We start from the raw sequence: 23,273 nt of genomic DNA on the forward strand, positions 1-23,273 counted from the left end.
GACTTCACACCGCGCGGGGCACGTGCTTCCCGACGAAGCTCACCAGGCTCGGCACGACGGAGTGGAAGAACGTGTCGCTGTGGATGCCCTTCGCCGTGTAGCCGATGGCCGGGTGGGTGGCCGCGATGTAGCGGCGGACGCCGGTGATGAAGGAGTCCTCCGTGCCGCACCACAGGGCCGTCGGGATGCCGCGTAGCGCGGTGAGGTGGCGCAGCGGGTCGAGTGACGTCCAGTCCGTCTGGCCCGTGAAGATGTGGCGCTTGGCCATCTCGGGCCAGTTCGTGATCAACGCCGGCGAAATCGCCGCGACGGCCTCCGGCGGCTGGCGACGCTCCGCGCGGCGCCGGCCGTAGACCATCGCGCCGAAGCCGCCCATCGACACGCCTGCGCACGCGAACGGCAGGCCGTGCGCCCCGCCGAGGCCGCGCGCCGCGAGCCAGCGCGGGACTTCCTCCAGCAGCATCGCCATGGGGTCGTCGCCGGGGCGGACCTCGTGCCAGTAGTTGTCGCCTCCGTCGACGGCGACGTAGCCGTGCGCGGGCACGGCCTTGCGCGCGACGTCCGCGGCGAGCTGCTTGAGCAGACCACTGGGGGCGGCGCTGCGGGCGTTTCCGTGCAGGCCGTGGAGCATGAGCGACATCGGCAGCCCGGCCGGCGGCTTCTTGCTCGGCAGGAACAGCACCAGATCCACGTCGCGGCCCCGCGCGGCGGAATGCACCCGCTCGACGCGCAACGAGCCGACGTGCGTGACCGGCGACCCGGCGGTGACCCCGAGGACCTCCAGCGCCTGCCCGAGCGGCGACAGCCCCGCCGCGGTCGCCGCCGCCACCCCGGCGACACCCAGGCCGGCCACCCCGGCGACCAACGCCGTGCGCCGGCTGACGCGGCCGCTCATGCGGCACCGCCGGCGAGGCCTCGGGCACTCAGTCGGTCGAGCGGCGTGAGCCCCGCGGCAGCCGGGCCGGCGGAGAGCGCGGTGCGCCGGCTGGTGCGGCCGTTCACACGGCACCAGGGGCGAGGCTGGCGGCCTCGCCGTTCACCTGACGAGCCGCGTCGCGCTGACCGCGGGCACCGTGCTGCGGTCGGTTCGCCGACGAGTGCGCGGACGGTGCCGGTGGAACCGGAGCCTGGCAGCGAGTACCGGGGAGCAGTTGTTCGTCCGCCGACCGCGGCCTCCGGCCCGGCGATTCCGGCCGCGGTGCCGGCGGCGGGATTCACGCCGTCTCCGCGAAGGGGGAGACGTCGTTCATCCGAAGACCAGCACTGCCCGGCAGTCGCCCCGGAGGCGAGCACGACCCGGCGGTTCACCCCTCCGTCCACCTCGGCCTCCGTCCCGGACCACGCCACACGCACGAAACTCCCACCCACCTGGACGCAGCTCACCATCCGCGCGTTGCCGGGTGCCACCGATCATCGTGCAGAGTCCGCGGCCCCGGCGCCAGTTCTGAAAACCCGGGCCTTGCCAGTGTTCCATAACTCTGTTATCAATGAATAACACTGTTACGAAAGGACCGCGACCATGACCAACCAGTTCCTCGAAGGCAACTTCGCCCCCGTCACCCACGAGCACACCGCCACGCGGCTCGACGTGACCGGGGAGCTGCCCGGCTACCTCGACGGCCGCTACCTGCGCAACGGGCCCAACCCGCTCGCGCGCCAAGACCCTGAGAGCTACCACTGGTTCCTCGGGGGCGGCATGGTCCACGGCGTCCGCCTGCGGGACGGGCGGGCCGAGTGGTACCGCAACCGCTGGATCCGCACGCCGCACGTCGCGGGGTTGCTGGGGGAAGGCCCCGAAGCGCCCAACATGGGCATCGGGGCCAACACGAACGTCATCGGGCACGCAGGGCGCACGCTGGCGCTCATCGAGGGCGGCCTGCCGACCTACGAGCTCACCGAGGAGCTCGACACCGTCGGCGCGTGCGACTTCGACGGCACGCTGCCCGGCGGCTACACAGCCCACCCCAAGCGCGACCCGGCCACGGGCGAGCTGCACGCCGTCACCTACACGTTCGGGCTGGGCAACCGCGTGCGGTACTCGGTCGTCGGCACCGACGGGCGGGCGCGGCGCGTCGTGGACATCGAGGTGACCGGCCAGCCGATGATGCACGACTTCTCACTGACCGAAAAACACGTGATCTTCTACGACCTGCCCGTGACCTTCGACCTCAACCAGACGCCGGCCCGCGTCGACATGCCCGACCCGGTCACGGCGCGCTCCGGCCGGGGCGTGAGCTCACTGCCGTACCGCTGGAACCCCGAATACCCGGCGCGCGTCGGCGTGATGCCGCGCGACGGGGACAACGCGGACGTGCGCTGGTTCGACGTCGAGCCGTGCTACGTCTTCCACCCGCTCAACGCCTACGACGACGGTGACCGGATCGTCCTGCACGTCGTGCGCCACCCCAAGGTGTTCGACCACGGCGTGCACGGCCCGACCGAAGGCGAGCCGACACTCGACCGCTGGACCGTCGACCTCGGGGCGGGCAAGGTCCTCGAAGAGCGGATCGACGAGCACGGCCAGGAGTTCCCGCGCGTCGACGAGCGTCGCGTCGGGCGCGCGCACCGCTACGGCTACGCCGTGGCCGTCGACGGGCTCTCGAACCTCACCGGCGCCGTGTACAAGCACGACCTGCGCACCGGGACCGCCCAGCGGCACGGATTCGGGCCCGGCCGCGTGCCCGGCGAGTTCGTGTTCGTTCCGTCCCGTGTGGACGCTGCCGAGGACGAAGGCGTGCTCATGGGTTTCGTCTTCGACGCAGCCACCCAGCGCAGCGACCTGACGTTGCTCGACGCGGGAACGCTGGAGCCCGTCGCGGCCGTGCACCTGCCCGACCGGGTGCCCCACGGCTTCCACGGCAACTGGGTGCCGATCGGCTAGCCCGAACGGCCTACGTCAGCACCCGCTGATCGCCCGTGTAGAGGTTCATGCTGTCGCCACGCAGGAAACCGATGAGCGTCATGCCGTTCTCCTCCGCCAGCTCAACGGCCAAAGAGGACGGAGCGGACACGGCGGCGAGCAGGCCGATCCCGGCCATCGCCGCCTTCTGCACCAGTTCGAACGAGGCCCGGCCGGAAACCAGCAGCCCGCAGTCGGGCGCGGGGATCCGGCCGGCTTGCACGGCCCACCCGAGCACCTTGTCCACGGCGTTGTGCCGCCCCACGTCCTCGCGCACGACCTCCAGCTCACCGTCCGGAGTGAACAGTGCGGCCGCGTGCAGCCCGCCAGTGGACTTGAACACCTTCTGTTGTTCCCGCAACGTATCCGGGAGCTTCACCAGCACGTCGGTCTTGACCTCGAACGGCGAGTCCGCGGGCGAGAAGCGGCTCTTCAGCTTCACGGCGTCGAGCGCGGCCTTGCCGCAGACGCCGCACGAGGACGTGGTGTAGAAGTTGCGCTCCACCCCGACATCCGGAGGTGCCACTCCGGGCGCGAGTGTCACGTCGAGCACGTTGTAGGTGTTGCGCCCCTGGTCGTCGACGCCGTCGCAGTAACGCGCGGCCGCGATGTCCTCGCGGGACCCGAGCACGCCCTCCGACAACAGGAAGCCGTGGGCCAGCTCGACATCGTGACCCGGAGTGCGCATCGTCACCGCGAGTGCTTTGCCGCCGACCCGGATCTCCAACGGCTCCTCGGCCGCCAGTGAGTCGGGGCGACGACGTTCACCGGTCGAGGAAATCCTCCGCACCGGTCGCCGGACGGTCACCCTGCCCATCTGTCCACCTTTCAACGGCCTTTGAAGACGTGCGCAGACGATCTACGACACCCAGCCGATGCAACGTCGGGGAATAAGTAATACATTCCCAGCATCACCTCACAGTTCGGAGGAGTCTGACGATGGCCCTCGGCTTCCTGGCCCGCTCTCGTATCGTCGCACCGCCCGGCTGGACCCGTTGGCTGGTCCCACCCGCAGCGCTCTCGATACATCTCTCGATCGGTCAAGCGTACGCATGGAGCGTGTTCAAAACGCCGCTCGAGAAAACCATGCACCTCTCGGGCACGGAGTCCGGGCTGCCGTTCCAGCTGGGCATCGTGATGCTCGGCCTGTCGGCGGCGTTCGGCGGCACGCTCGTGGAGAAGAACGGCCCGCGCTGGGCCATGTTCGTGGCGACGATCTGCTTCGGCGCCGGCTTCCTCGTGGCGGCGCTCGGCGTCGCCACCGGGCAGTTCTGGCTCGTGGTCGTGGGCTACGGCGGGATCGGCGGTATCGGCCTCGGGATCGGCTACATCTCACCGGTGTCGACGCTGATCAAGTGGTTCCCCGACCGGCCCGGCATGGCCACGGGCATCGCGATCATGGGCTTCGGCGGCGGCGCGCTCATCGCCTCGCCGTGGTCCTCGGCGATGCTCGGCTCGACGCCGACCGCGAGCGACATCGCGGTGGCGTTCCTGATCCACGGCATCGTCTACGCGGTGTTCATGACGATGGGCGTGCTGATCGTGCGCGTGCCGGCCGACGGGTGGAAGCCCGCCGGCTGGGAGCCGAAGGTCCTGGAGACCCGGAAGCTCGTCTCCACGCACAACGTCTCGGCCGCCAACGCGCTCAAGACACCGCAGTTCTGGTGCCTGTGGATCGTGCTGTGCCTCAACGTGACCGCCGGCATCGGCATCCTGGAGAAGGCCGCGCCGATGATCACGGACTTCTTCAAGGGCACCTCGGCTCCGGTCAGCACGGCCGCCGCCGCCGGTTTCGTCGCGATGCTCTCGCTCACCAACATGCTCGGCCGGTTCGTCTGGTCGTCCACTTCGGACCTGGTGGGGCGCAAGAACATCTACCGCTTCTACCTCGGCGTGGGCGCGGTGCTGTACCTGATCATCGCGCTGACCACGAACTCGTCGAAGCTGCTGTTCGTGCTGTGCGCGATGCTGATCCTCTCGTTCTACGGCGGCGGTTTCGCGACGCTCCCGGCGTACCTGAAGGACCTGTTCGGCAACTACCAGGTCGGCGCCATCCACGGCCGGCTGCTCACCGCGTGGTCGGTCGCCGGTGTGCTCGGGCCGCTGATCGTCGACGGCATCGCCGACAGCGAGAAGTCCGCGGGCAAGAGTGGTCCGGACCTCTACGCGACGTCGTTCTACATCATGATCGCACTGCTCGTGGTCGGCTTCATCGCCAACGAGTTCGTGCGGCCGGTCAAGGCGAAGTTCCACGAACCCGTGGCGAGCACCCAGGTGGGGAGTGAGGCGTGATGAGCGCACCGAACGTGGAAGGACGCCCGGCCGGGCGCACCGCGCTGCTCGTGGTCGCTTGGCTGTGGGTGCTGGTGCCGTTCGTGTACGGCGTTTACGAGCTGATCCTGAAGGTCATCGACCTGTTCAGCAGCTGATCGGTCACTTTCGTTCCGTGAGAACCCCCGGATCCTTCCGGGGGTTTTTCACTGGACAAATGGTCAAGAGTCGTTGACCATTGCTCCTCGTGACTGGGGACGACTACGTTCCGCCCTCCGACAGCGTCGAGGTGCGGACCACTCAACAACTGCGCGCGGTGAACAACCTGGTGCGCCACCGCGTGCTCGCCGTGCTGCGCGACGGGCCCGCGACGATCACGCAGATCGCCGCGCGCCTCGACCTCGCGAAAGGGAGCTCGAGTTATCACGTCCGGGTGCTGGAACGCGCCGGTCTGATCCACGTCGTCCGGACGCGCAAGGTGCGTGGCGTGGTGGAGCGCTACTACGGCATGGTCGCGAAGTCCGTGGTGCTGCCCGACCCGGCACCCGGCCAGCGGGACGTGTTGCTGCAGCACGCGATCGACGACCTGGCCACCGCCCCGGAGGGGGCGCGGTACGTGCGCATGGCGCACCTGCGCCTGGGGGAGTCCCGCTACGCGGAGTTCGAGCGCCGCCTGGGCGCGCTGCTCGACGAGATGCAGGCGGCCCGCGAACCGGACGAACCCGCCGCGACGGTCGCGGTGGCGTTCTTCCGGCCCGGCGAGGGGGCGGCGCGATGAGCGTGATGGTGCGTGTTCTCCGCCGCTCGGGTGCGGCGCCCAAGATGCCGCCCGCCTTCGCGCGGCTGTGGGGAGCGGCGACGGTGTCGGCGTTGGGGGACGGGGCGTATGCGGCGGCGCTGCCGTTGTTCGCGGTGGCGTTGAGCAAGGATCCCGTGGTGATCAGCCTGGTGTCGGTGGCGATGGTCTTGCCGCACCTGGTGGTGGGGCTGGTGGCGGGCGCGCTGGTGGACCGGTGGGACCGGCGGCGGACGATGTGGGTCGCGGATCTGTGGCAGGCGTTGTTGCTGGCCCTCGCGGTGGTGGCGGGGGCCGTCGGGGCGCTGGGGATCCCGGCGTTGCTGGCGCTGGCGTTCCTGCTGGGCGTGGGGGAGCTGTTCTTCGACGTGGCCTCGCAGGCCTACCTGCCGGACCTGCTCGGGCGCGACCAGACGTTGCTGCGCCGCGCCAACGGGCGGCTGCGGGGTGCGTCGACGGCGGCCGGGCAGTTCGCGGGGCCGCCGGTGGGCAGCTTCCTGTTCTCGCTGGCGCGGACGATGCCGTTCCTGGTGGACGCCGTGTCGTTCGTGGCGAGTGCGCTGCTGATCCGGACGTTGCCGCCGGCGCCGGTGCCCGAGCGGGTCGAGGGCCGCGGCGTGTGGGCGGACGCGCGGGAGGGGTTCGGGTACGTCGTCCGGGATCGGCTGCTGCTCGGGCTGGCGTTGCGGCCGGCGGTCGGCAACCTGGCGTTCGGCGCGGTGGGCGCGGTGCTGGTGCTGTTCGCGCAGGACACGCTGGGCCTGTCCGCGGTCGGCTACGGCTTCCTGCTCGCCGCCGACGCCGTCGGCGGGTTGCTGGGCGCGATGGTCGTGGCGGGACCGCTCGAGAAACTCCTCGGCACGGGCACGGCGCTCACCCTGACGGCCGTCGTGGAGGGCGCGTCCATCCTCGTCTTCGGACTCGCGGGCAACCCGTGGCTCGCCGGCGCCATGTTCGCCCTCTGCGGCTGCGCCATGGCCACCACCATGGTGCTCGGCTGGTCGCTGCGCCAGGCGATCGTCCCGGGCCGGCTCATGGGCCGGGTCGCCGCGGCCTCCCGTCTGGTCGCCCTGTCGGCCGGCCCCCTCGGCGCGCTCCTGGGCGGCTGGCTCGCCTCGGCGGCGGGCCTGCGCACCCCGTACTTCGCCGCCGCGGCGGTTCTGCTGACGATGACCGTGGTGACGATGAGCATGACCAGCAACGCCAAGGTGAAAGCGGCGCTGGAGTCCAGAGTGGACGGTTAGAGCTCCGCCAGCAGCCGGCGCCGCGCGGAGTCCACGTGGTCGGCGGCGACGCGGTCCAGCTCGGCCGCGTCGCCGCCCCGGATCAGGGCCGCCAGTTCGCGGTGTTCGGCGACGACGTGGGAGCGGTACTGCGAGCCGCCCAGCGACACGCGCTGCAGCTGGAACAGGAACACCTGCGAACGCACCGCCTCCCACGCCTCCGTCAGGCGACGGTTGCCTGCGGCCGCGTAGACGCGGTCGTGGAACGAGATGTCCAACGCCAGCAACTGCGGGCCGTCCGCGCCGGACGAGACCGCGGACGACAGGGCCGTGACGAGGTCGTCCAGGGCGGCCAGATCGTCCACAGTGGACCGCGTGCGAGCCGTGACCGCGGCCAGGCGGTCGAGTGCGGCCCGCACGGAGTACACCTCCTCGACGTCCACCGCGGTCACCTCGACGACCGTGGTCGGGCGGTGCCAGCCGCCGCGGACGAGGCCCTCGCGGGTGAGCAGGGCGAGGCCCTCGCGGACCGAGCCGCGGCTGACCTCCAGCGCCGCGGCGAGCTCGACCTCGCGCAGGGGCGCGCCGGGCGGGAAGTGGCCGGCGAAGATCGCGTCGCGCACGCGGTCGGCCGCTTCCTCGGCGAGGCCGCGCCGGGCGGCCTTCTGCAGGGGCTCCATCGGTCAATGTTGACATTCGGACATGAGCACTTCAAGGTGGGGGAGCCACCGTGAGCCGAAGGAGAGCCCATGCGCCCCGCGTTCCACCTCGCCATCCCGGTCGACGACCTCGCCCGCGCCCGCGCGTTCTACGGCGGCGTGCTCGGCCTGGCGGAGGGCCGGTCGTCGGACGCGTGGGTGGACTGGGACTTCCGCGGCCACCAGGTGGTCACGCACGTGGTGCCCGGCGCGAAAGCCGAGGCCGGCCGCAACCCCGTGGACGGCCACGACGTGCCCGTGCCGCACTTCGGCCTGGTCCTCGACGTCGACTCCTTCCACGAGCTCGCCGGCCGCCTGCGCGGCGCCGGGACGGAGTTCGTGATCGAGCCGTACCAGCGCTTCGCGGGCGAGCCGGGGGAGCAGTGGACGATGTTCCTGCACGACCCGGCCGGCAACGCCCTGGAGTTCAAGGCGTTCCGCGACGAAGCGCAGCTGTTCGCGAAGTGAACGTCCTCGTCACCGGCGGCTCCCGCGGCATCGGCCGCGCGATCGCCCACGCCTTCGCCGCCCGGGGTGACCGGGTGGCCGTCCACTATGGATCGAACGCCGAAGCAGCCGAGGAGACGCTTGCCGCACTCCCGGGCGAGGGGCACGTGCTCGTCGGCGGCGACCTCGGCGATCCCCAAGCGGCGCAACGGATCGCGGACACGGCCGAGGAGCTGCTCGGCGGCGTCGACGTGCTCGTGAACAACGCGGCCGTCGGCACGACCCCCGAGACGTCCACACCCGTCGCGACCGTCGGCTACGCACACTGGCAGGACGTCTGGCGGCGCACGCTGGAGGTCAACCTGATGGGCGCCGCCAACCTGTCCTTCCACGTCGCCCGCCACCTCATCGCGCGCAAGGCGCCGGGGCGGATCGTGAACGTCGGCTCGCGCGGCGCGTTCCGCGGCGAACCCGAGCACCCCGCGTACGGCGCGAGCAAGGCCGCGCTGCACGCGCTCGGCCAGTCGCTCGCGGTCGAGCTGGCGCCGCATGGGATCTCGGTGACCTCGGTGGCACCCGGGTTCACCGCGACCGAACGCGTCGCGCACCGGATCACCGACGCCGTGCGGGCCCAGAGCCCCTTCGGCCGGGTGGCCGAGCCGGAGGAGATCGCCAACGCGGTCGTGTACCTGGCGTCGGCCGAGGCGACCTGGGCCTCGGGCGCGATCCTCGACCTGAACGGCGCTTCCTACCTGCGCTGAGCTGTGAACTGGGTCACGCGTGCAGCAGGCGGCGGCACGAATGCGTCGGTAGGGCGTGCGGATCGCAGGGAAGATCGTCGTCTCGACGCTGGCGCTGGTGGTGTTCGCCGGCACGGCCTACGGCTACTCGACGCTGAGCTCACTCGACGACGTCACGCGCAGCAGCGTGATCGACGCCGGCAAGCAGCCCCGACCCGGTGAACAGCCGGCCGACGGGTCGCTCGACATCCTGCTCGTCGGCCGCGACTCGCGGACCGACGAGAAGGGCAACCCGCTCCCGGCGGACGTCCTGCGTGAACTGCGGGCCGGGCCCAACGGTGACGACCTCACCGACACCTTGATCGTGCTGCGGATCCCGAACGGCACGCAGACGGTTAAGGCGTTCTCGATCCCGCGCGACTCCTACGTGACCCTGCCGGGCGGCCAGAAGGGCAAGATCAACGCCGCATTCGGCCGCGCGAAGAACGCCGAGGCCGAGAAACTGCGCGCCGCGGGCGAGACCGACAAGGACAAGATCGAGCAGGAGTCGCTCACAGCCGGGCGGCGCGCCACGCGGCAGGTGGTCGAGGACCTCACGGGTGTGACGATCGACCACTTCGCCGAGGTGAACCTGCTGAGCTTCTACGACATCAGCAACGCCGTCGGCGGCGTCGAGGTGTGCCTGAAGCAGGCGTCGTCCGACCGCGATTCCGGCGCGAACTTCCCGGCCGGGCCGCAGAAGATCTCCGGCGCCGCCGCGCTCGCTTTCGTGCGCGAGCGCAAGCCGCTGCCCCGCGGCGACATCGACCGCGTGGTCCGTCAGCAGGTGTTCCTCGCTTCGCTGGCGCACCAGGTCCTTTCGGCGGGCACGCTCTCGAACCCGGGCAAGGTCAGCGATCTCATCGATGCCGTGAAGAAGTCCGTGGTCCTCGACGACTCCTGGAACCTGCTCGACTTCGTCGGCCAGATGCGGGGGATCTCCGGCGGCGGCATCCAGTTCTCGACGGTCCCGATCGTGAACCCGGACTACCGCTACAGCAAGAGCGACCCGCGCGCGACGGCGGTGCAGGTGGATCCCGCGCAGGTCAAGCAGTTCGCGGCGAGCCTGATCGGTGCGCCGCCGACTTCCTCGAAACCGCAAGCACCTTCGGGTGTGGTGGTGGACGTGGCCAACGCAGGCGACGCGAGTGGTCTGGCCCAGCGCGTCTCGGACGTGTTGAAGGACAAGGGTTTCGCACCCGGCACCACCGGCAACGCCGCCGCGCGCCGCACCTCACTGGTCCGGTACGGCGCCGCGCTGGCCACCCAGGGCAAGGCGGTGGCGGAGCTCCTGGGGGGCCTCGCCACCGCCGAGTCCGCCGACGTGCCGGCCGGCCACATCGAGGTGACGCTCGGCCAGGTCTACGCCGGACCGGGCACGTCGTCGGGCGGCGGCACCGGCAGTGGGGACACGGGCGGAGGAGCTGCTGCCGGGGCGGGGGACGCACCGATCACGGGCGCCGGGGAGAACTGCGTGAACTGACGGCGCACTCGTCTCCGGCGCCGGCCGACCGGGCGAGGGCGATCGTCGCCGGCGCCGGTCGGCGTGGCGGGGCGGCGGCCGCGTGGGCGGAGCTGGTTGACTGGACCGATGCGATCTTGGGCCCGCTGGCTGCTCGCCGCCGCCGTTCTGGTGGTGCTCGCTCTCACGCTCCGCCCCGGGCACCTCAGCCCGCCGGAGAACGTCAACCTCGTGCCGCTCGCCGGGATCGTCGACGAGGCCCGCAACGCCAACGGTCGCCTCGGGCTGATCAACAACGCCGGCAACATCGCGCTCTTCGTGCCGCTCGGCTTCCTGGCGACTGTGGCCACGCGCCGGAAAGCCGCCGTGATCGCGGCGCTGGCCGGGTTCTCGGTAGTGATCGAGATCGTCCAGTACTTCGTGGGTCGCAGTGCCGATGTCGACGACGTCCTGCTCAACACCCTCGGCGCGGCACTCGGCGTGCTGCTGGCCACCGTGGTCCGGTCACGCCGGAAAACCCCCGCGTGACCGGACCGAAGCGTCACGAGTGGTGGTGCGGCTCCAGCCGGACCACGACCGCCTTCGACACCGGCGTGTTGGACTTCTCCGCGACGGAGTCCAGCGGCACCAGCGCGTTGGCCTCCGGGAAGTAGGCCGCCGCGCAGCCGCGGGCCGTCGGGTAGGACACCGCGCGGAAGCGCGGCGCCCGGCGGTCGCCGTCACGCCACTCCGAGACCAGGTCCACGATCTCGCCGTCGGCGATGCCGAGCTCGGCCAGGTCTTCGGGGTGGACGAACACCACGCGCCGGCCGTCCTCGATGCCGCGGTAGCGGTCGGACAGGCCGTAGATGGTGGTGTTGTACTGGTCGTGGCTGCGCATCGTCTGCAGCAGCAGCCGGCCTTCCGGCACCTGCGGATACTCCAGCTCCGACACGGTGAACGTGCCCTTGCCGGTGGCCGTGCCGGTGAACTCGCGGGAGTCGCGCGGGGCGTGCGGCAGCGTGAACCCGTCGGGCTCGCGCACGCGGCGGTTGTAGTCGTGGCAGCCCGGGACCACGGCCGCGATCCGGTCGCGGATCAGGTCGTAGTCCTTCTCGAACGAGCGCCACGGCACGGCGTGGTCCGCGCCCAGCAGGCGCTCGGCCAGCCGGCAGATGATGGCCACCTCGGAGATCAGGTGCTCCGAAGCCGGCTTCACGCGGCCGCGCGAGGCGTGCACCTGCGACATCGAGTCCTCGACGGTCACGAACTGCGGGCCCGACTCCTGCACGTCACGCTCGGTGCGGCCCATCGTCGGCAGGATCAGCGCGGTGGTGCCGTGGACCACGTGCGAACGGTTGAGCTTCGTCGACACGTGCACGGTGAGCGAGCACGAGCTCAACGCCTTCGCCGTGAGCTCGGAGTCGGGTGTCGCGGCGGCGAAGTTGCCGCCCATCGCGAAGAAGACCTTGCCGCGGCCGTCGCGCATCCCGCGGATCGCGTCGACGGTGTCCCAGCCGTGCTCGCGCGGCACGGTGATGCAGAACTCGCGGTCGAGCGCGTCCATGAACGGCTCGGGCATCTTCTCCCAGACGCCCATGGTGCGGTCGCCTTGCACGTTCGAGTGGCCGCGCACCGGGCACAGGCCCGCGCCCGGCTTGCCGATCATGCCCCGCGCCAGCGCGAGGTTCGTGATCTCGGAGATCGTGGGCACCGCGTGCTTGTGCTGCGTGAGCCCCATGGCCCAGCAGTAGATCGTGCGCTCGGACGTGGCGATCATCCGCGCGACGTGCTCGATCTGCGCCCGCTGCAGGCCGGTGGCGGTCTCCGTCTCGGCCCAGTCGAGCTCGCGCAGGTTCTTCGCCCAGTCCTCGAACCCGTAGGTCGAGGAGTTCACGAAGTCCTGGTCGACGATCGTGCCCGGCGCCTCTTCCTCCCACTGCAGCAGCAGGTGGCCCACGGCCTGGAACAGCGCGAGGTCGCCGCCGAGGCGGATCTGCGCGAACTCGTCGGCGAGCGGGGTGCCCTCGCCGACGACCCCGCGCACGTTCTGCGGGTTCTTGAACCGCATCAGCCCGGCCTCGGGGAGCGGGTTCACGGCCACGACCTTGGCGCCCTTGCCCTTCGCCGTCTCCAGCGCGGAGAGCATGCGCGGGTGGTTGGTGCCCGGGTTCTGCCCGACGACCACGATCAGGTCGGCGTCGTGGATGTCCGCGAGCGACACCGAGCCCTTGCCGATGCCGATGCCGGTGGACAGCGCCGAGCCCGACGACTCGTGGCACATGTTCGAGCAGTCCGGCAGGTTGTTGGTGCCGTAGGAGCGCACGAGCAGCTGGTAGAGGAACGCGGCCTCGTTGCTGGTGCGGCCCGAGGTGTAGAACACGGCCTCGTGCGGGCTGGCCAGCCCGTTGAGCTCGGCCGCGACGAGGTCGAACGCGGCGTCCCACGAGATCGGCTCGTAGTGCGTGGCGCCCTCGCGCAGCACGAACGGCTCGGTGATCCGGCCCTGCTGGCCCAGCCAGTAGTCCGTCTTGTCCTGCAGGTCGGCGACCGCGTGGCCGGCGAAGAACTCGCGGTCCACGCGGCGGCGCGTGGCTTCCTCGGCGACGGCCTTCGCACCGTTCTCGCAGAACTCCGCCAGCTTGCGCTTCTCGCCGTCGGCCTGACGCGGCTCGGGCCACGCGCAGCCCGGGCAGTCGAAGCCCGCGCGCTGGTTGAGCAAGCGCAGCGTGAGGGCGGTGCGCGTGGGACCCATTTGCTCGACGCCTCGCCGGAGAGAAACGGCGACGCCGGGAATGCCGGCCGCGTAGCTCTTCGGCTTGCCCACCTTCAGGTCGGCTTCGTCCACGTCGTGCTTCGGCGCATCACGGTGCATGGGTCCATCGTCCGCCTCGATGATCGACAGTCCAACACCGGGTAGCGCATTTCACGTCGACAATTCACGCCCGGTGAGCCCGCTCCCGGCGTTCGGCGAGCTTCAGCCCGCGGTCGGCGACCGTCACGACCAGCAGCACCGCGCTGATCACCACGAGCACCATGCCGAGGTGGTGCAGGCCGGCCGAATCGGCGTGCACGCCGTAGCACTGGGCGATCACGGTGGAGGCCACGATCGCGCCGAGGTACTGGGCCGTGCGGAACAGGCCGCTCGCGGTGCCCATGGTCTCGGCGGGCGACTCGCGGTAGAGCGTGGTCTGGTTCGCGACGCTCGTGAGGCCCTGGGCCAGCCCGAACACCGCGACCAGGGCCAGCAGCCCGACCAGCCACGTCGTGTCGCCGACGAACAGCAGCGCGACCGAACCGGCCAGCAGCGCCACGGCGACCACCACCAGCCGCGCGCGGATCCCCGTCGCGCGGCCCGAGAACGCCGCCGCGCACACGGCCACGACCGACATCGGCAGCAGCAGCGCCCCCGCGATCGCGTCGCTGAAGCCCCGGCCTTCCTCGAGCCACTGCACGTAGCCGAACATGATCGCGTAGATCACCATGAAGCTCAGGGCCTGACGCAGGTAGGTGCGCAGGATCGGGGTGTTGGCCACGAGCATCCGAAGGTCGATGAACGGCACCCGCGTGTGCAGCTCCACCCACACGAACGCCGCGCCGACGGCGACGGCCGCCGCGAGCAGCCACAGGTCGCCGATGCCCGGCGCCATCAGGTAGCACAGCAGCACCAGCAGCGAGAGCGAGAACAACGCGATGCCGAGCACGTCGATCGGCTTCGGTTTCGTGCCTTCGTCGCGCACCGGTGCGTCCTTCGGGACCCAGAAGATCGCCAGCAGCAGCGACGCGCCCGCGAGCGGGATGTTCACGGCGAAGATGGCCGGCCAGCCGAAGAGCGTGATCAGCACGCCGCCGAGCGTCGGGCCGATGACCATGATCGTCTGCGACGACAGTGAGAGCAGCGACAGCACCCGCGCGGGCACACCCTGGCCCAGCGCGTCGGCGCGTTTGCGCAGCACGGCCATCGCGGCGGGGAAGCCGGCACAGGTGCCGATGCCGAGCACCGCGCGCACGCCGGTGAGCCACTCGACGGAGAACGGGATCATGCCGGCGATCCCGGCGACGATCACCACGGACGCGCCGCTGAGCAGCACGCGCCGCGCGCCGTAGCGGTCGACCAGCAGGCCGACCACGGGCTGGCCGACGGCGGTGGCGAGGTAGAGCGCGGAGATCAGCCAGGCCGTCTTGCCGGGCCCGGCGCCGAAGCTCTGCCCTATCGGCACGAGCGCGACGGCGATGAGGGTGGAGTTGATGGGGTTCAGCACCGCGCTCGCCACCAGCGGGGTGACGAGTTTGGCACCGAAGCTCGCCGGTGCCTTTCGGGGCGTTGCGGTGGTCGTCACGGCTCCTTCGTCCTGGAGATGTCGGGGAATGGTCGGGTGTCCTCCACGGCGTCCGCGCTGACGTCGGTGTTCCGGTCCCGGCGGCGGTGCCGGGCAGGCCGGATGATCAGTGTTCGGCGACGCGTTGCAGCAGGGGCAGGGCCCGGCGCACCGTCTCCAGCTCCTCGGCGGTCAGCTCGGCCGCGAGGGCGTGGGCGAGCCACTCGTCGCGGTGCTGGCGGATGCCCTGCACGGTCTTCGCGCCGAGCTCGGACACCGACAGCACGGTGCGGCGGCCGTCGGCGGGGTCGCGCGAGCGGGCGAGGTACCCGAGCGCGTCGAGCGCCGAGAGCGTGGTGGCCATCGACTGCTGCCGCACGTGCTCGGCGGCGGCGAGCTCACCCTGTGTCGCCGGGCCTTCGCGGTAGAGGCGGTTGAGCGCCGCCGACTGCGAGGGCGTGAGGCTGTCGGCGTTGTCGACCTGCCGCAGCCGGCGGTGCAGCTGCGCGACGACGCCGCGCAGCCAGCCTGCGGATTCGGCGACTGGAGCGGGTACGGTGGCCATATCCACAGTTTAGGCTGTGTAGTCTGGCCTGTGCATCCTGCGGAGGGGCGACCTTGGCCACACCCGGTGACGGAGGTCTCCGCGGCCGGGCGGGGTGCGAGGGCTCGGAACGAAGTGAACGAACGCCACACCGGAAGCGGTAACGGCTTTTTCGACGGGCGGAGAACTGGTTCTTCTCCGTTTTTTCACGTCGTTTCCGGTGCAATCATCGCTTGTTGACACCCCTTCATCCGGGCAGGACGATGAGGATTCGCGCTGCACCACGGCACCATTTCTTTGAGCCGGCTGACATGCGCGCCATTTTCGGAAAATGGCGTGGCGGGAGGCACCGATGCCTGCTTGGATCCGGAACCGCCGGCACAGCCGGGCGGACGCGCGGGCTGCCGCCGAGATCGGACGCGGGCCCGGGTACGCGCTGGTCGCGGGCTGGTCGGGGATCCTCTTCGCGGTGCTGTTCACCGTCGCGCTGATCCTGGTGCACCGGGCGCCGGGACTGGCCGTGCCGGACAGCCGGTACGCGAATTTCTACGCCGACGGCGGTTCCAGTGCCTTGGTGACCGCCGGCGTGTACATCGTGCCGTTCGCGGGCATCGTGTTCCTGTGGCACATGATGGCCACGCGTGAATTCATCGCGAGCCTCCCTGCCGCGCAGAACCGGGAAATACCGCGGGCGCTGCAGCTGGCCTCCGGGGTGGCGTTCGTCATCCTGCTGTTCTCGGGGATGGCGCTGGCCGGGGCGATCGCCCTGCTGAAGCAGTTCTCGGTGGCGCCGCTACCGCCCGTGTACGTGGCGCGAGCCCTGAGCGCGGCCGGTTACGGGCTCGTGTTCGTCTTCGGTGCCCGGGTCGCCGGCATGTACATGATCACCACGACGACGCTGCTCAACTCCGCCGGCGTGCTGGCGCGCCCGCTGGTGTGGTTCGGCTACCTCTGCGCCGCGACGGTGCTGCTGAGCTGGACCTTCCACCCGGTCTTCGCGCTCATCTTCCCCGGCTGGGTCTTCGTCGTCGGCGTCGTGGCGGTGGTCCGGGCCCACCAGGCCAAGGCACGGACCTCTCAGCCGAGCCGGGCCGGCGCCGTGCCGTCGCCGGCCGAAGGGCACCTCTCCAAGGAGTGAACGCCATGACCACCAGGACCCCCGTCGACGAGATCCCCGGCCCGCGCGCGCTGCCCATCGTCGGCAACGCCTTCGACATCGACGCCCACAGCCCCTTCGAGAGCATGATGAACATGGCCCGGGAGTACGGCCCGATCTTCCGGCTGACCACACCCGGCGGCGTGCGGCTGATCGTGTCCGGCGCCTCGCTGGTCGAGGAGATCTGCGACGACGCGCGCTTCGACAAGGTGGTCAGCGGCGGCCTCGTGAACGTGCGGCGCACGGCGACCTCGACCGGCCTGTTCACGGCCGAGACGGACGATCCGCTGTGGCACCGCGCGCACAACATCTTGATGAAGCCCTTCAGCCTGCAGTCCATGCGCGATTACGTGCCGATGATGCTGGACATCGCGGGCCAGCTCGTCGACAAGTGGGAGCGGCTGAACCCGGACGAGGACGTGGACGTGCCGGCCGACATGACCCGGCTGACGCTGGACACCATCGCGCTGTGCGGGTTCGGGTACCGGTTCAACTCCTTCTACCGCGACACCCAGCACCCGTTCGTCGCGGCGATGATCCGCACGCTCACCGAGTCACAGGCCCGCGCCCGCCGGCTGCCCATCCAGACCCGGCTGCGGATCCACGCGCAGCGGCAGCTGGAGGAGGACCAGGCGTTCATGAACGACCTGGTCGACAAGCTCATCGCCGAACGCCGCGCCGAGGGCGAGGCCGGCAAGAAGGACGACCTGCTCGGCCAGATGATCAACGGGGTCGACAAACAGAGCGGCGAGCGGCTGCCCGACGAGAACATCCGGGCCCAGTGCATCACGTTCCTCATCGCCGGCCACGAGACCACGAGCGGCCTGCTGTCGTTCGCGATCTACTACCTGCTCAAGAACCCCGAGGTGCTCGCGCGCGCCCGCGCCGAGGTCGACGAGGTGTTCGGCACCGGCGCCGAGCCCACCTACGAGCAGATCCACAAGCTGATCTACGTCCGGCAGGTGCTCAGCGAGGCCCTGCGGCTGTGGCCGACCGCGCCCGGGTTCACGCGCACGCCGTTCGAGGAGACCGTGATCGGCGACCGGTACCTGGTCGAGCACGGCCTCCCACTGACCGTGCTCACGCCGATGCTGCACCGCGACCCCAGTGTGTGGGGCGACGACGCGGAGGAGTTCGACCCCGACCACATGGCCCCGGAACGGCTCGCGGCCCTCTCGCCCAACGTGTACAAGCCCTTCGGCACCGGGCAGCGGGCCTGCATCGGCCGGCAGTTCGCCTTGCAGGAGGCCGTGCTCGTGCTCGGCATGCTGATCCAGCGCTTCGACTTCGTCGACCACCTGAACTACCAGCTGAAGACCAAGACGACGCTGACCATCAAGCCCGACGAGATGCACATCCGGGTGCGCCCGCGCCCCGGGTTCGTCCTGACCCGGCCAGGCGGCGCCCCCGCGGCGCCGGCGAAATCCGTCTCCGCGGCGCCCGCCCCGCGCGTCGCGCTCCCGCCGGACGCGCACAAGACCCCGCTGCTGGTCGCCTACGGCTCGAACCTCGGGACCGCGGAAGGCCTCGCGACACGGCTCGCCCGCGAGGGGACCGAGCGCGGCTACGCCGTGACCCTCAGCGCGCTCGACGACGTCACGGACGCGCTGCCGTCCCCGGGCCTGGCCGTGATCGTCACGTCGTCCTACAACGGCACGCCGCCGGACAACGCCGGCAAGTTCTGCGACTGGCTGCGCCGGCCCGGCACCGCGAAGGACGCCGCCGCCGGGCTGTCCTACACCGTGTTCGGCTGCGGCAACACCGAATGGGCGGCGACCTACCAAGCCGTGCCGAAGCTGATCGACACCGAGCTGGCTGCGCACGGCGCCACCCGGCTGCACCCCCGGGGCGAGGGCAACGCGAACGGCGACTTCGACGCCCAGTACCGCACCTGGCACCACGGGCTCTGGGCCGACGTGGCCGCGAGCGCCGGCCTGCCCGAGAGCGCGGCCGAGCCGGCCACCACCGGCCCCCGGCTGTCGATCACGCTGGTCAACCGCCAGCTGAACAACCCGGTGATCATGTCGTACCAGGCGCAGCCGGCCCTGGTGCGGGCGAACCGCGAGCTGTACCCGTCCGACGGCGGGCGGTCCACGAAGCACATCGAGGTGGCGCTGCCCGAGGGCGCCGACTTCCGCGCCGGGGACCACCTCGGGGTGCTGCCGCGCAACCACCTCGACCTCATCCGCCGGGTGATGCTGCGCTTCGAGCTCGACGGGGGCATGTACGCGACGATCATCCCCCACAGCGGAGACCACACCCACCTGCCCGTCGATGAGCCCGCACCGCTGCTCGGCATCCTCGCGAGCTGCGTCGAGCTGCAGGACGTGGCCACCCGGGCCGGCATCGAGGTGCTCGCCGGCTACACCGAGGACCCCGCGCAGCGCGCCGGGCTCGAGTCGCTCGCCGGGGACGACGAGGCGTCCCAGGCCCGCTACCAGGAGCGGGTCTTCACTCCCCGCCGGTCATTGCTGGACCTGCTGGAGGAGTTCCCCGCCTGTGCGGTGCCGTTCGGCGTCTACCTCGACCTGCTGCCTCCGCTGCGGCCGCGCTACTACTCGATCTCGTCCTCGCCGCTCACCGACGCGAAGGTCGCCAGCATCACCACCGGCGTGCTGCGCGCCCCCGTGCGCGGTGGCGGCGACACCACGTTCTCGGGGGTCTGCTCCAACTACCTGGCGGGCAGCCCCGACGGCAGCACGGTGTTCGTCTTCGTGCGGCGCCCGACCATCGAGTTCCGGCCGCCGGACAACCCGCACACCCCGATGATCATGGTCGGGGCCGGGACCGGGCTCGCCCCGTTCCGCGGGTTCCTGCAGGAGCGTGCGGCGCTGCGCGCGCAGGGCGTGCCGATCGCCGAGTCGTTGCTGTTCTTCGGCTGCCGCGGCGCGGACCTGGACTTCCTGTATGCCGACGAGCTGCGCGAATACGACCGGCAAGGGGTCGCCGAGCTGCACGTCGTGTTCTCCCGCTCCCCGGTCGACGGGCGCAAGTACGTCCAGCACGAGATCACGGCCTCGGGCGACGAGGTGTGGCGGCTGCTGCAGGCCGGCGCGGCGGTGTTCGTGTGCGGCAACGCGAACACGATGGCGCCCGGCGTCCGAGCGGCCTTCACCGGGTTGTTCGCCGACAAGACGGGCACCGGCGAGGCGGACGCACAGGCCTGGCTGGCCGGGCTTCGCGCCTCGAACCGGTACGTCGAGGACATCTGGGGCGGCGGCTGAGCGCCGCCCGGGAGGGCTACGACAGGCCGAAGAGCTCCAGGACCGAGCTCTCGTTCACGCCGACGCCCTGGATCTGGTGGACGACGATCGCGCCGACGATGAGCAGCACGAGGATCGTCAGCGCCAGCACGCCCGGCCAGCGGCTCGGCGCTGATGTGTAGCCGTAGCCCGCGGAGACACCGGAGCGCCGTTCGCGCTTGCGGCGCTTCTTCATCTCCTTCTTGGCACCCAGCCAAGCGTCGAGCTCGGCGTGCTTGCGCCAGTTCGGATCGACGAGGTCCGGGTGCGTCTCCATCCGGTCGTCCGGATCTTCCGGTCGCGTCATCCGTGCACCGCCTTTCCCCCTGAGCAACCCCGCCGGAGCGGGTTCGTAGACTTGTCCATTGTGACCGAGAACGCTCCGCAGCAGAAAACCGACCTTCCGGGTGCCTGGGACCCGGCCGCCGAAGAAGCACCCATGTACGACCGCTGGGTAGCGGCCGGGTACTTCACGGCCGACGCTTCGTCGGAGAAGCCGCCGTTCTCGATCGTACTGCCGCCACCGAACGTCACCGGCAGCCTGCACATGGGCCACGCGCTCAACCACACCCTGATGGACGCGATGAGCCGCCGCCGTCGCATGCAGGGCTACGAGGTGCTGTGGCTGCCGGGCATGGACCACGCGGGCATCGCGACGCAGAACGTCGTCGAGCGCCAGCTGGCCGGCGAGGGCCTTTCGCGCCACGACCTGGGCCGGGAGAAGTTCGTCGAGCGCGTCTGGGAGTGGAAGGCCGAGTACGGCGGCAAGATCCTCGGCCAGATGAAGCGCCTCGGCGACGGCGTCGACTGGTCGCGCGAGCGCTTCACCATGGACGAGAACCTGTCGAAGGCCGTCCAGACGGTGTTCAAGAACTTCTTCGACGCCGGCCTCATCTACCGCGCCGAGCGCATCATCAACTGGTGCCCGCGGTGCCAGACCGCGCTGTCGGACATCGAGGTCGACCACCACGACGACGACGGCGAGCTCGTGTCGATCCGCTACGGCGAGGGCGACAACGCCATCGTGGTGGCCACGACCCGCGCCGAGACGATGCTGGGCGACACCGCCGTGGCCGTGCACCCGGACGACGAGCGCTACGCGCACCTGGTGGGCACCGAGGTCGAGCTGCCGCTGACCGGCCGCAAGATCCCGATCGTCGCCGACAAGCACGTGGACCCGGAGTTCGGGACCGGTGCCGTGAAGGTGACCCCGGCGCACGACCCGAACGACTTCGAGATCGGCCGCCGGCACGACCTGCCGATGCTCACGATCATGAACGAGCGCGCCGAGATCACCGCGCCGGGCCCGTTCGAGGGGCTCGACCGGTTCGAGGCGCGGCCCGCGATCGTGGCGGCGCTGCGCGAGCAGGGCCGGATCGTGGCGGAGAAGCGGCCGTACGTGCACGCGGTCGGCCACTGCTCGCGGTGCGACACCGTGGTGGAGCCGCGGCTTTCGCTGCAGTGGTGGGTGAAGGTCGAGGAGCTGGCCCGCGCCGCGGGCGACGCGGTGCGCGACGGCCGCACGAAGATCCACCCGGTCGAGCTGGAGAAGCGGTACTTCGACTGGGTCGACAACATGCACGACTGGACGATCTCGCGCCAGCTGTGGTGGGGGCATCGGATCCCGGTCTGGTACGGCCCCGACGACCAGGTCGTGTGCGTGGGCCCGGACGAGCAGCCGCCGTCGGGCGAAGGCTGGACGCAGGACCCGGACGTGCTGGACACGTGGTTCTCGTCGGGCCTGTGGCCGATGTCGACCATGGGCTGGCCGGCGCAGACCGACGATCTGGCGAAGTTCTACCCGACCAGCGTGCTGTCCACGGGCTACGACATCCTGTTCTTCTGGGTCGTGCGCATGATGATGTTCGGCGTGCAAGAAATGCAGGGCCGGTCGCCGTTCGACCACGTGTACCTGCACGGGCTCATCCGCGACGCGAACGGCAAGAAGATGTCGAAGTCGCGCGGCAACGTGATCGACCCGCTCGAGTGGATGGACGCCTACGGCGCCGACGCCACCCGCTTCACCCTCGCGCGCGGCGCGAACCCGGGCACCGACATGGCGCTGGCCGACGAGTGGGCCGCGGGCTCGCGCAACTTCTGCACGAAGCTGTGGAACGCCAGCAAGTTCGCGATGATGAACGGGGCTTCGGTCTCGGCTCCGCTGCCCGCCGCGGCGGAGCTGACCGAGGCCGATCGCTGGATCCTCGGCCGCCTCGGCGCCCTGGTGTCCGAAGTGGACGGCCTGTTCGAGGAGTTCCAGTTCGCGAAGGTCGCGGGCGCGCTGTACCAGTTCACCTGGAACGAGCTGTGCGACTGGTACCTCGAGCTCGCGAAGGTCCAGCTGTACCAAGGGGATTCCTCACGGATCGCGGCGACCCGCTCGGTGCTCGGCCACGTGCTGGACACGGTGCTGCGGCTGCTGCACCCGTTCATCCCGTTCATCACCGAGAAGCTGTGGACGGCGCTGACCGGCGGCGAGTCGCTGGTGATCGCCGCCTGGCCCACCGCGCCGGCCGGCTACGCCGACGCCGTGGCGGACGCCCGGATCGCCGACGTGCAGAAGCTCGTCACCGAGATCCGCCGCTTCCGCGCCGACCAGGGCCTCAAGCCGGGGCAGAAGGTCGCCGCCCGCCTGTCCGGCGCGGGCTTCACCGAGGTCTCCGGCCACGACGACGCCATCCGCTCGCTCGTGCGCCTGACGCCGGTCACCGAGGAGTTCTCGGCGAGCGCCTCCCTGGAGGTCGCCCTCGCCGGCGGCGTGGCCGTGGTGGAGCTGGACCTGTCCGGCACCATCGACGTCGCCGCCGAGCGCAAGCGCCTGCAGAAGGACCTGGGCGTGGCGCAGAAGGAGCTCGCACAGACCGAGGGCAAGCTGGGCAACGAATCCTTCATCGCCAAGGCACCCGAGCAGGTCATCGAGAAGATCAAGACCCGCCGGGCCACCGCCGCGGCGGACATCGAGCGCATCGAGGCGCGGCTGGCGGCGTTGCCGGCTTCGTGAGGTTCGGCTTGAAGGTGGCGTCCGGTGCTTCTCGCGCCGGGCGCCACTTCGCGTTTCAGCCGAGCTCGCGGCCCGCCTCGATGAGCGCCAGGACTTCCGGCCGCAGCCGGCGGTCGGCGGAGGTGGCTGCGGGCTGAGGTGGGTGGCCCGCGTTGGTGAGGCTGGGCGGTCGGTGCGGGAAGGTCGCCGTTGCGCGATGCGGCCCTGGGGTGCGCAGCCGTGCGCCGAAACCCAGGCGTCGAGTCGGCTCGACGTCAGCCGAGCTCGCGGCCCGCCTCGATGAGCGCCAGGACTTCCGGCCGCAGCCGGCGGTCGGCGGACGTGGCGGCGGGCTGAGGTGGGTGGCCCGCGTTGGTGAGGTGGGGCGGTCGGTGCGGGGAGGTCGCCGTTGCGCGATGCGGCCCTGGGGTACGCAGCCGTGCGCCGAAACCCAGGCGTCGAGTCGCCTCGACGTCAG

General features: G+C 70.9%; 20 protein-coding genes. 12 read left to right on the plus strand and 8 right to left on the minus strand.

Annotated features, from left to right (window positions below):
- Positions 1-4 precede the first annotated feature (4 nt).
- A complete protein-coding gene (locus ACFY1H_RS43305; protein ID WP_386955966.1) occupies positions 5-895 on the minus strand; it encodes an alpha/beta hydrolase in 891 nt (296 codons plus the stop codon).
- 624 nt (positions 896-1,519) lie between these two features.
- Here ACFY1H_RS43305 and ACFY1H_RS43310 point away from each other — a divergent pair.
- Positions 1,520-2,881: a carotenoid oxygenase family protein gene (locus tag ACFY1H_RS43310; protein ID WP_386955967.1), complete on the plus strand. Its 1,362-nt coding sequence runs from the start codon at positions 1,520-1,522 to the stop codon at positions 2,879-2,881.
- Positions 2,882-2,891: 10 nt separating this feature from the next.
- On the opposite strand, the gene fdhD is transcribed toward ACFY1H_RS43310, so the two are convergent.
- Positions 2,892-3,716 carry a formate dehydrogenase accessory sulfurtransferase FdhD gene (gene fdhD / locus ACFY1H_RS43315; RefSeq protein ID WP_366583911.1) on the minus strand — a complete coding sequence of 275 codons (825 nt, stop codon included), beginning with the start codon at positions 3,714-3,716 and terminating at the stop codon, positions 2,892-2,894.
- Positions 3,717-3,838: 122 nt separating this feature from the next.
- Between fdhD and ACFY1H_RS43320 the strand changes: the two genes are divergently transcribed.
- From ACFY1H_RS43320 to ACFY1H_RS43335, 4 genes are all read left to right on the plus strand, one after another.
- A complete protein-coding gene (locus ACFY1H_RS43320; RefSeq protein WP_366583910.1) occupies positions 3,839-5,191 on the plus strand; it encodes an OFA family MFS transporter in 1,353 nt (450 codons plus the stop codon).
- Complete coding sequence (locus ACFY1H_RS43325) at positions 5,191-5,328, plus strand: hypothetical protein (protein ID WP_366583909.1); 138 nt, start codon at positions 5,191-5,193, stop codon at positions 5,326-5,328. Before ACFY1H_RS43320 ends, ACFY1H_RS43325 begins: the two co-directional genes overlap by 1 nt.
- Positions 5,329-5,417: 89 nt before the next feature.
- Entirely contained in the window at positions 5,418-5,948 is a 531-nt protein-coding gene (locus ACFY1H_RS43330) for an ArsR/SmtB family transcription factor (RefSeq protein ID WP_386955968.1), read from the plus strand.
- Positions 5,945-7,210: an MFS transporter gene (locus tag ACFY1H_RS43335; RefSeq protein ID WP_386955969.1), complete on the plus strand. Its 1,266-nt coding sequence runs from the start codon at positions 5,945-5,947 to the stop codon at positions 7,208-7,210. Before ACFY1H_RS43330 ends, ACFY1H_RS43335 begins: the two co-directional genes overlap by 4 nt.
- Here the strand turns inward: ACFY1H_RS43335 and ACFY1H_RS43340 are convergent.
- Entirely contained in the window at positions 7,207-7,869 is a 663-nt protein-coding gene (locus ACFY1H_RS43340; protein WP_386955971.1) for a GntR family transcriptional regulator, read from the minus strand. The two genes, ACFY1H_RS43335 and ACFY1H_RS43340, sit on opposite strands and share 4 nt — an antisense overlap.
- 69 nt (positions 7,870-7,938) lie before the next feature.
- Between ACFY1H_RS43340 and ACFY1H_RS43345 the strand changes: the two genes are divergently transcribed.
- The 4 genes from ACFY1H_RS43345 (at position 7,939) to ACFY1H_RS43360 (ending at position 11,103) form a co-directional block, all read left to right on the plus strand.
- The gene (locus ACFY1H_RS43345) at positions 7,939-8,355 is read left to right on the plus strand and encodes a VOC family protein (RefSeq protein WP_285973836.1); all 417 of its coding nucleotides are present in this window, start codon (positions 7,939-7,941) and stop codon (positions 8,353-8,355) included.
- Positions 8,352-9,095: an SDR family NAD(P)-dependent oxidoreductase gene (locus ACFY1H_RS43350; RefSeq protein WP_386955972.1), complete on the plus strand. Its 744-nt coding sequence runs from the start codon at positions 8,352-8,354 to the stop codon at positions 9,093-9,095. The genes ACFY1H_RS43345 and ACFY1H_RS43350 overlap by 4 nt, the downstream gene beginning before the upstream one ends.
- 55 nt (positions 9,096-9,150) lie before the next feature.
- The gene (locus ACFY1H_RS43355) at positions 9,151-10,596 is read left to right on the plus strand and encodes an LCP family protein (protein ID WP_386955974.1); all 1,446 of its coding nucleotides are present in this window, start codon (positions 9,151-9,153) and stop codon (positions 10,594-10,596) included.
- Positions 10,597-10,704: 108 nt separating this feature from the next.
- Positions 10,705-11,103 (plus strand): VanZ family protein, encoded by a 399-nt coding sequence (locus ACFY1H_RS43360; RefSeq protein ID WP_366583903.1) that lies wholly within the window; start codon positions 10,705-10,707, stop codon positions 11,101-11,103.
- Between the two features lie 13 nt (positions 11,104-11,116).
- On the opposite strand, the gene ACFY1H_RS43365 is transcribed toward ACFY1H_RS43360, so the two are convergent.
- The 3 genes from ACFY1H_RS43365 to ACFY1H_RS43375 form a co-directional block, all read right to left on the minus strand.
- On the minus strand, positions 11,117-13,429 hold the full coding sequence (locus ACFY1H_RS43365; protein WP_386955975.1) for an FdhF/YdeP family oxidoreductase: 2,313 nt from the start codon (positions 13,427-13,429) through the stop codon (positions 11,117-11,119).
- Between the two features lie 64 nt (positions 13,430-13,493).
- On the minus strand, positions 13,494-14,828 hold the full coding sequence (locus ACFY1H_RS43370) for an MFS transporter (RefSeq protein WP_386955982.1): 1,335 nt from the start codon (positions 14,826-14,828) through the stop codon (positions 13,494-13,496).
- A 172-nt stretch (positions 14,829-15,000) separates the two neighbouring features.
- The gene (locus tag ACFY1H_RS43375) at positions 15,001-15,438 is read right to left on the minus strand and encodes a MarR family winged helix-turn-helix transcriptional regulator (RefSeq protein WP_386955976.1); all 438 of its coding nucleotides are present in this window, start codon (positions 15,436-15,438) and stop codon (positions 15,001-15,003) included.
- 331 nt (positions 15,439-15,769) lie between these two features.
- On the opposite strand from ACFY1H_RS43375, the gene ACFY1H_RS43380 reads away from it, so the two are divergent.
- Together ACFY1H_RS43380 and ACFY1H_RS43385 are read left to right on the plus strand one after the other, a co-directional pair.
- Positions 15,770-16,555: a hypothetical protein gene (locus ACFY1H_RS43380; protein WP_386955977.1), complete on the plus strand. Its 786-nt coding sequence runs from the start codon at positions 15,770-15,772 to the stop codon at positions 16,553-16,555.
- A 5-nt stretch (positions 16,556-16,560) separates the two neighbouring features.
- Complete coding sequence (locus tag ACFY1H_RS43385; protein ID WP_386955978.1) at positions 16,561-19,797, plus strand: bifunctional cytochrome P450/NADPH--P450 reductase; 3,237 nt, start codon at positions 16,561-16,563, stop codon at positions 19,795-19,797.
- Positions 19,798-19,813: 16 nt separating this feature from the next.
- On the opposite strand, the gene ACFY1H_RS43390 is transcribed toward ACFY1H_RS43385, so the two are convergent.
- Complete coding sequence (locus tag ACFY1H_RS43390) at positions 19,814-20,122, minus strand: hypothetical protein (protein ID WP_366583899.1); 309 nt, start codon at positions 20,120-20,122, stop codon at positions 19,814-19,816.
- 60 nt (positions 20,123-20,182) lie between these two features.
- Between ACFY1H_RS43390 and ACFY1H_RS43395 the strand changes: the two genes are divergently transcribed.
- Positions 20,183-22,816: a valine--tRNA ligase gene (locus tag ACFY1H_RS43395; protein ID WP_386955979.1), complete on the plus strand. Its 2,634-nt coding sequence runs from the start codon at positions 20,183-20,185 to the stop codon at positions 22,814-22,816.
- A 254-nt stretch (positions 22,817-23,070) separates the two neighbouring features.
- On the opposite strand, the gene ACFY1H_RS43400 is transcribed toward ACFY1H_RS43395, so the two are convergent.
- Positions 23,071-23,273 (minus strand): hypothetical protein (locus ACFY1H_RS43400; protein ID WP_386955980.1); only part of this gene is annotated, 203 nt, incomplete at its 5' end.

It is taken from the genome of Amycolatopsis sp. NPDC001319 (genome assembly GCF_042896185.1).
Lineage (GTDB): Bacteria > Actinomycetota > Actinomycetes > Mycobacteriales > Pseudonocardiaceae > Amycolatopsis.

What these genes read in the sequence shown, in the direction of transcription:
- ACFY1H_RS43345 (WP_285973836.1), top strand. Translation starts at nt 7,939, where the DNA reads ATGCGCCCCGCGTTCCACCTCGCCATCCCGGTCGACGACCTCGCCCGC.
- ACFY1H_RS43385 (WP_386955978.1), top strand. Translation starts at nt 16,561, where the DNA reads ATGACCACCAGGACCCCCGTCGACGAGATCCCCGGCCCGCGCGCGCTG.
- ACFY1H_RS43390 (WP_366583899.1), bottom strand. Translation starts at nt 20,122, where the DNA reads ATGACGCGACCGGAAGATCCGGACGACCGGATGGAGACGCACCCGGAC.
- ACFY1H_RS43305 (WP_386955966.1), bottom strand. Translation starts at nt 895, where the DNA reads ATGAGCGGCCGCGTCAGCCGGCGCACGGCGTTGGTCGCCGGGGTGGCC.
- ACFY1H_RS43335 (WP_386955969.1), top strand. Translation starts at nt 5,945, where the DNA reads ATGAGCGTGATGGTGCGTGTTCTCCGCCGCTCGGGTGCGGCGCCCAAG.
- fdhD (WP_366583911.1), bottom strand. Translation starts at nt 3,716, where the DNA reads ATGGGCAGGGTGACCGTCCGGCGACCGGTGCGGAGGATTTCCTCGACC.
- ACFY1H_RS43375 (WP_386955976.1), bottom strand. Translation starts at nt 15,438, where the DNA reads ATGGCCACCGTACCCGCTCCAGTCGCCGAATCCGCAGGCTGGCTGCGC.
- ACFY1H_RS43325 (WP_366583909.1), top strand. Translation starts at nt 5,191, where the DNA reads ATGAGCGCACCGAACGTGGAAGGACGCCCGGCCGGGCGCACCGCGCTG.
- ACFY1H_RS43380 (WP_386955977.1), top strand. Translation starts at nt 15,770, where the DNA reads ATGCCTGCTTGGATCCGGAACCGCCGGCACAGCCGGGCGGACGCGCGG.
- ACFY1H_RS43340 (WP_386955971.1), bottom strand. Translation starts at nt 7,869, where the DNA reads ATGGAGCCCCTGCAGAAGGCCGCCCGGCGCGGCCTCGCCGAGGAAGCG.
- ACFY1H_RS43310 (WP_386955967.1), top strand. Translation starts at nt 1,520, where the DNA reads ATGACCAACCAGTTCCTCGAAGGCAACTTCGCCCCCGTCACCCACGAG.
- ACFY1H_RS43320 (WP_366583910.1), top strand. Translation starts at nt 3,839, where the DNA reads ATGGCCCTCGGCTTCCTGGCCCGCTCTCGTATCGTCGCACCGCCCGGC.
- ACFY1H_RS43365 (WP_386955975.1), bottom strand. Translation starts at nt 13,429, where the DNA reads ATGCACCGTGATGCGCCGAAGCACGACGTGGACGAAGCCGACCTGAAG.
- ACFY1H_RS43360 (WP_366583903.1), top strand. Translation starts at nt 10,705, where the DNA reads ATGCGATCTTGGGCCCGCTGGCTGCTCGCCGCCGCCGTTCTGGTGGTG.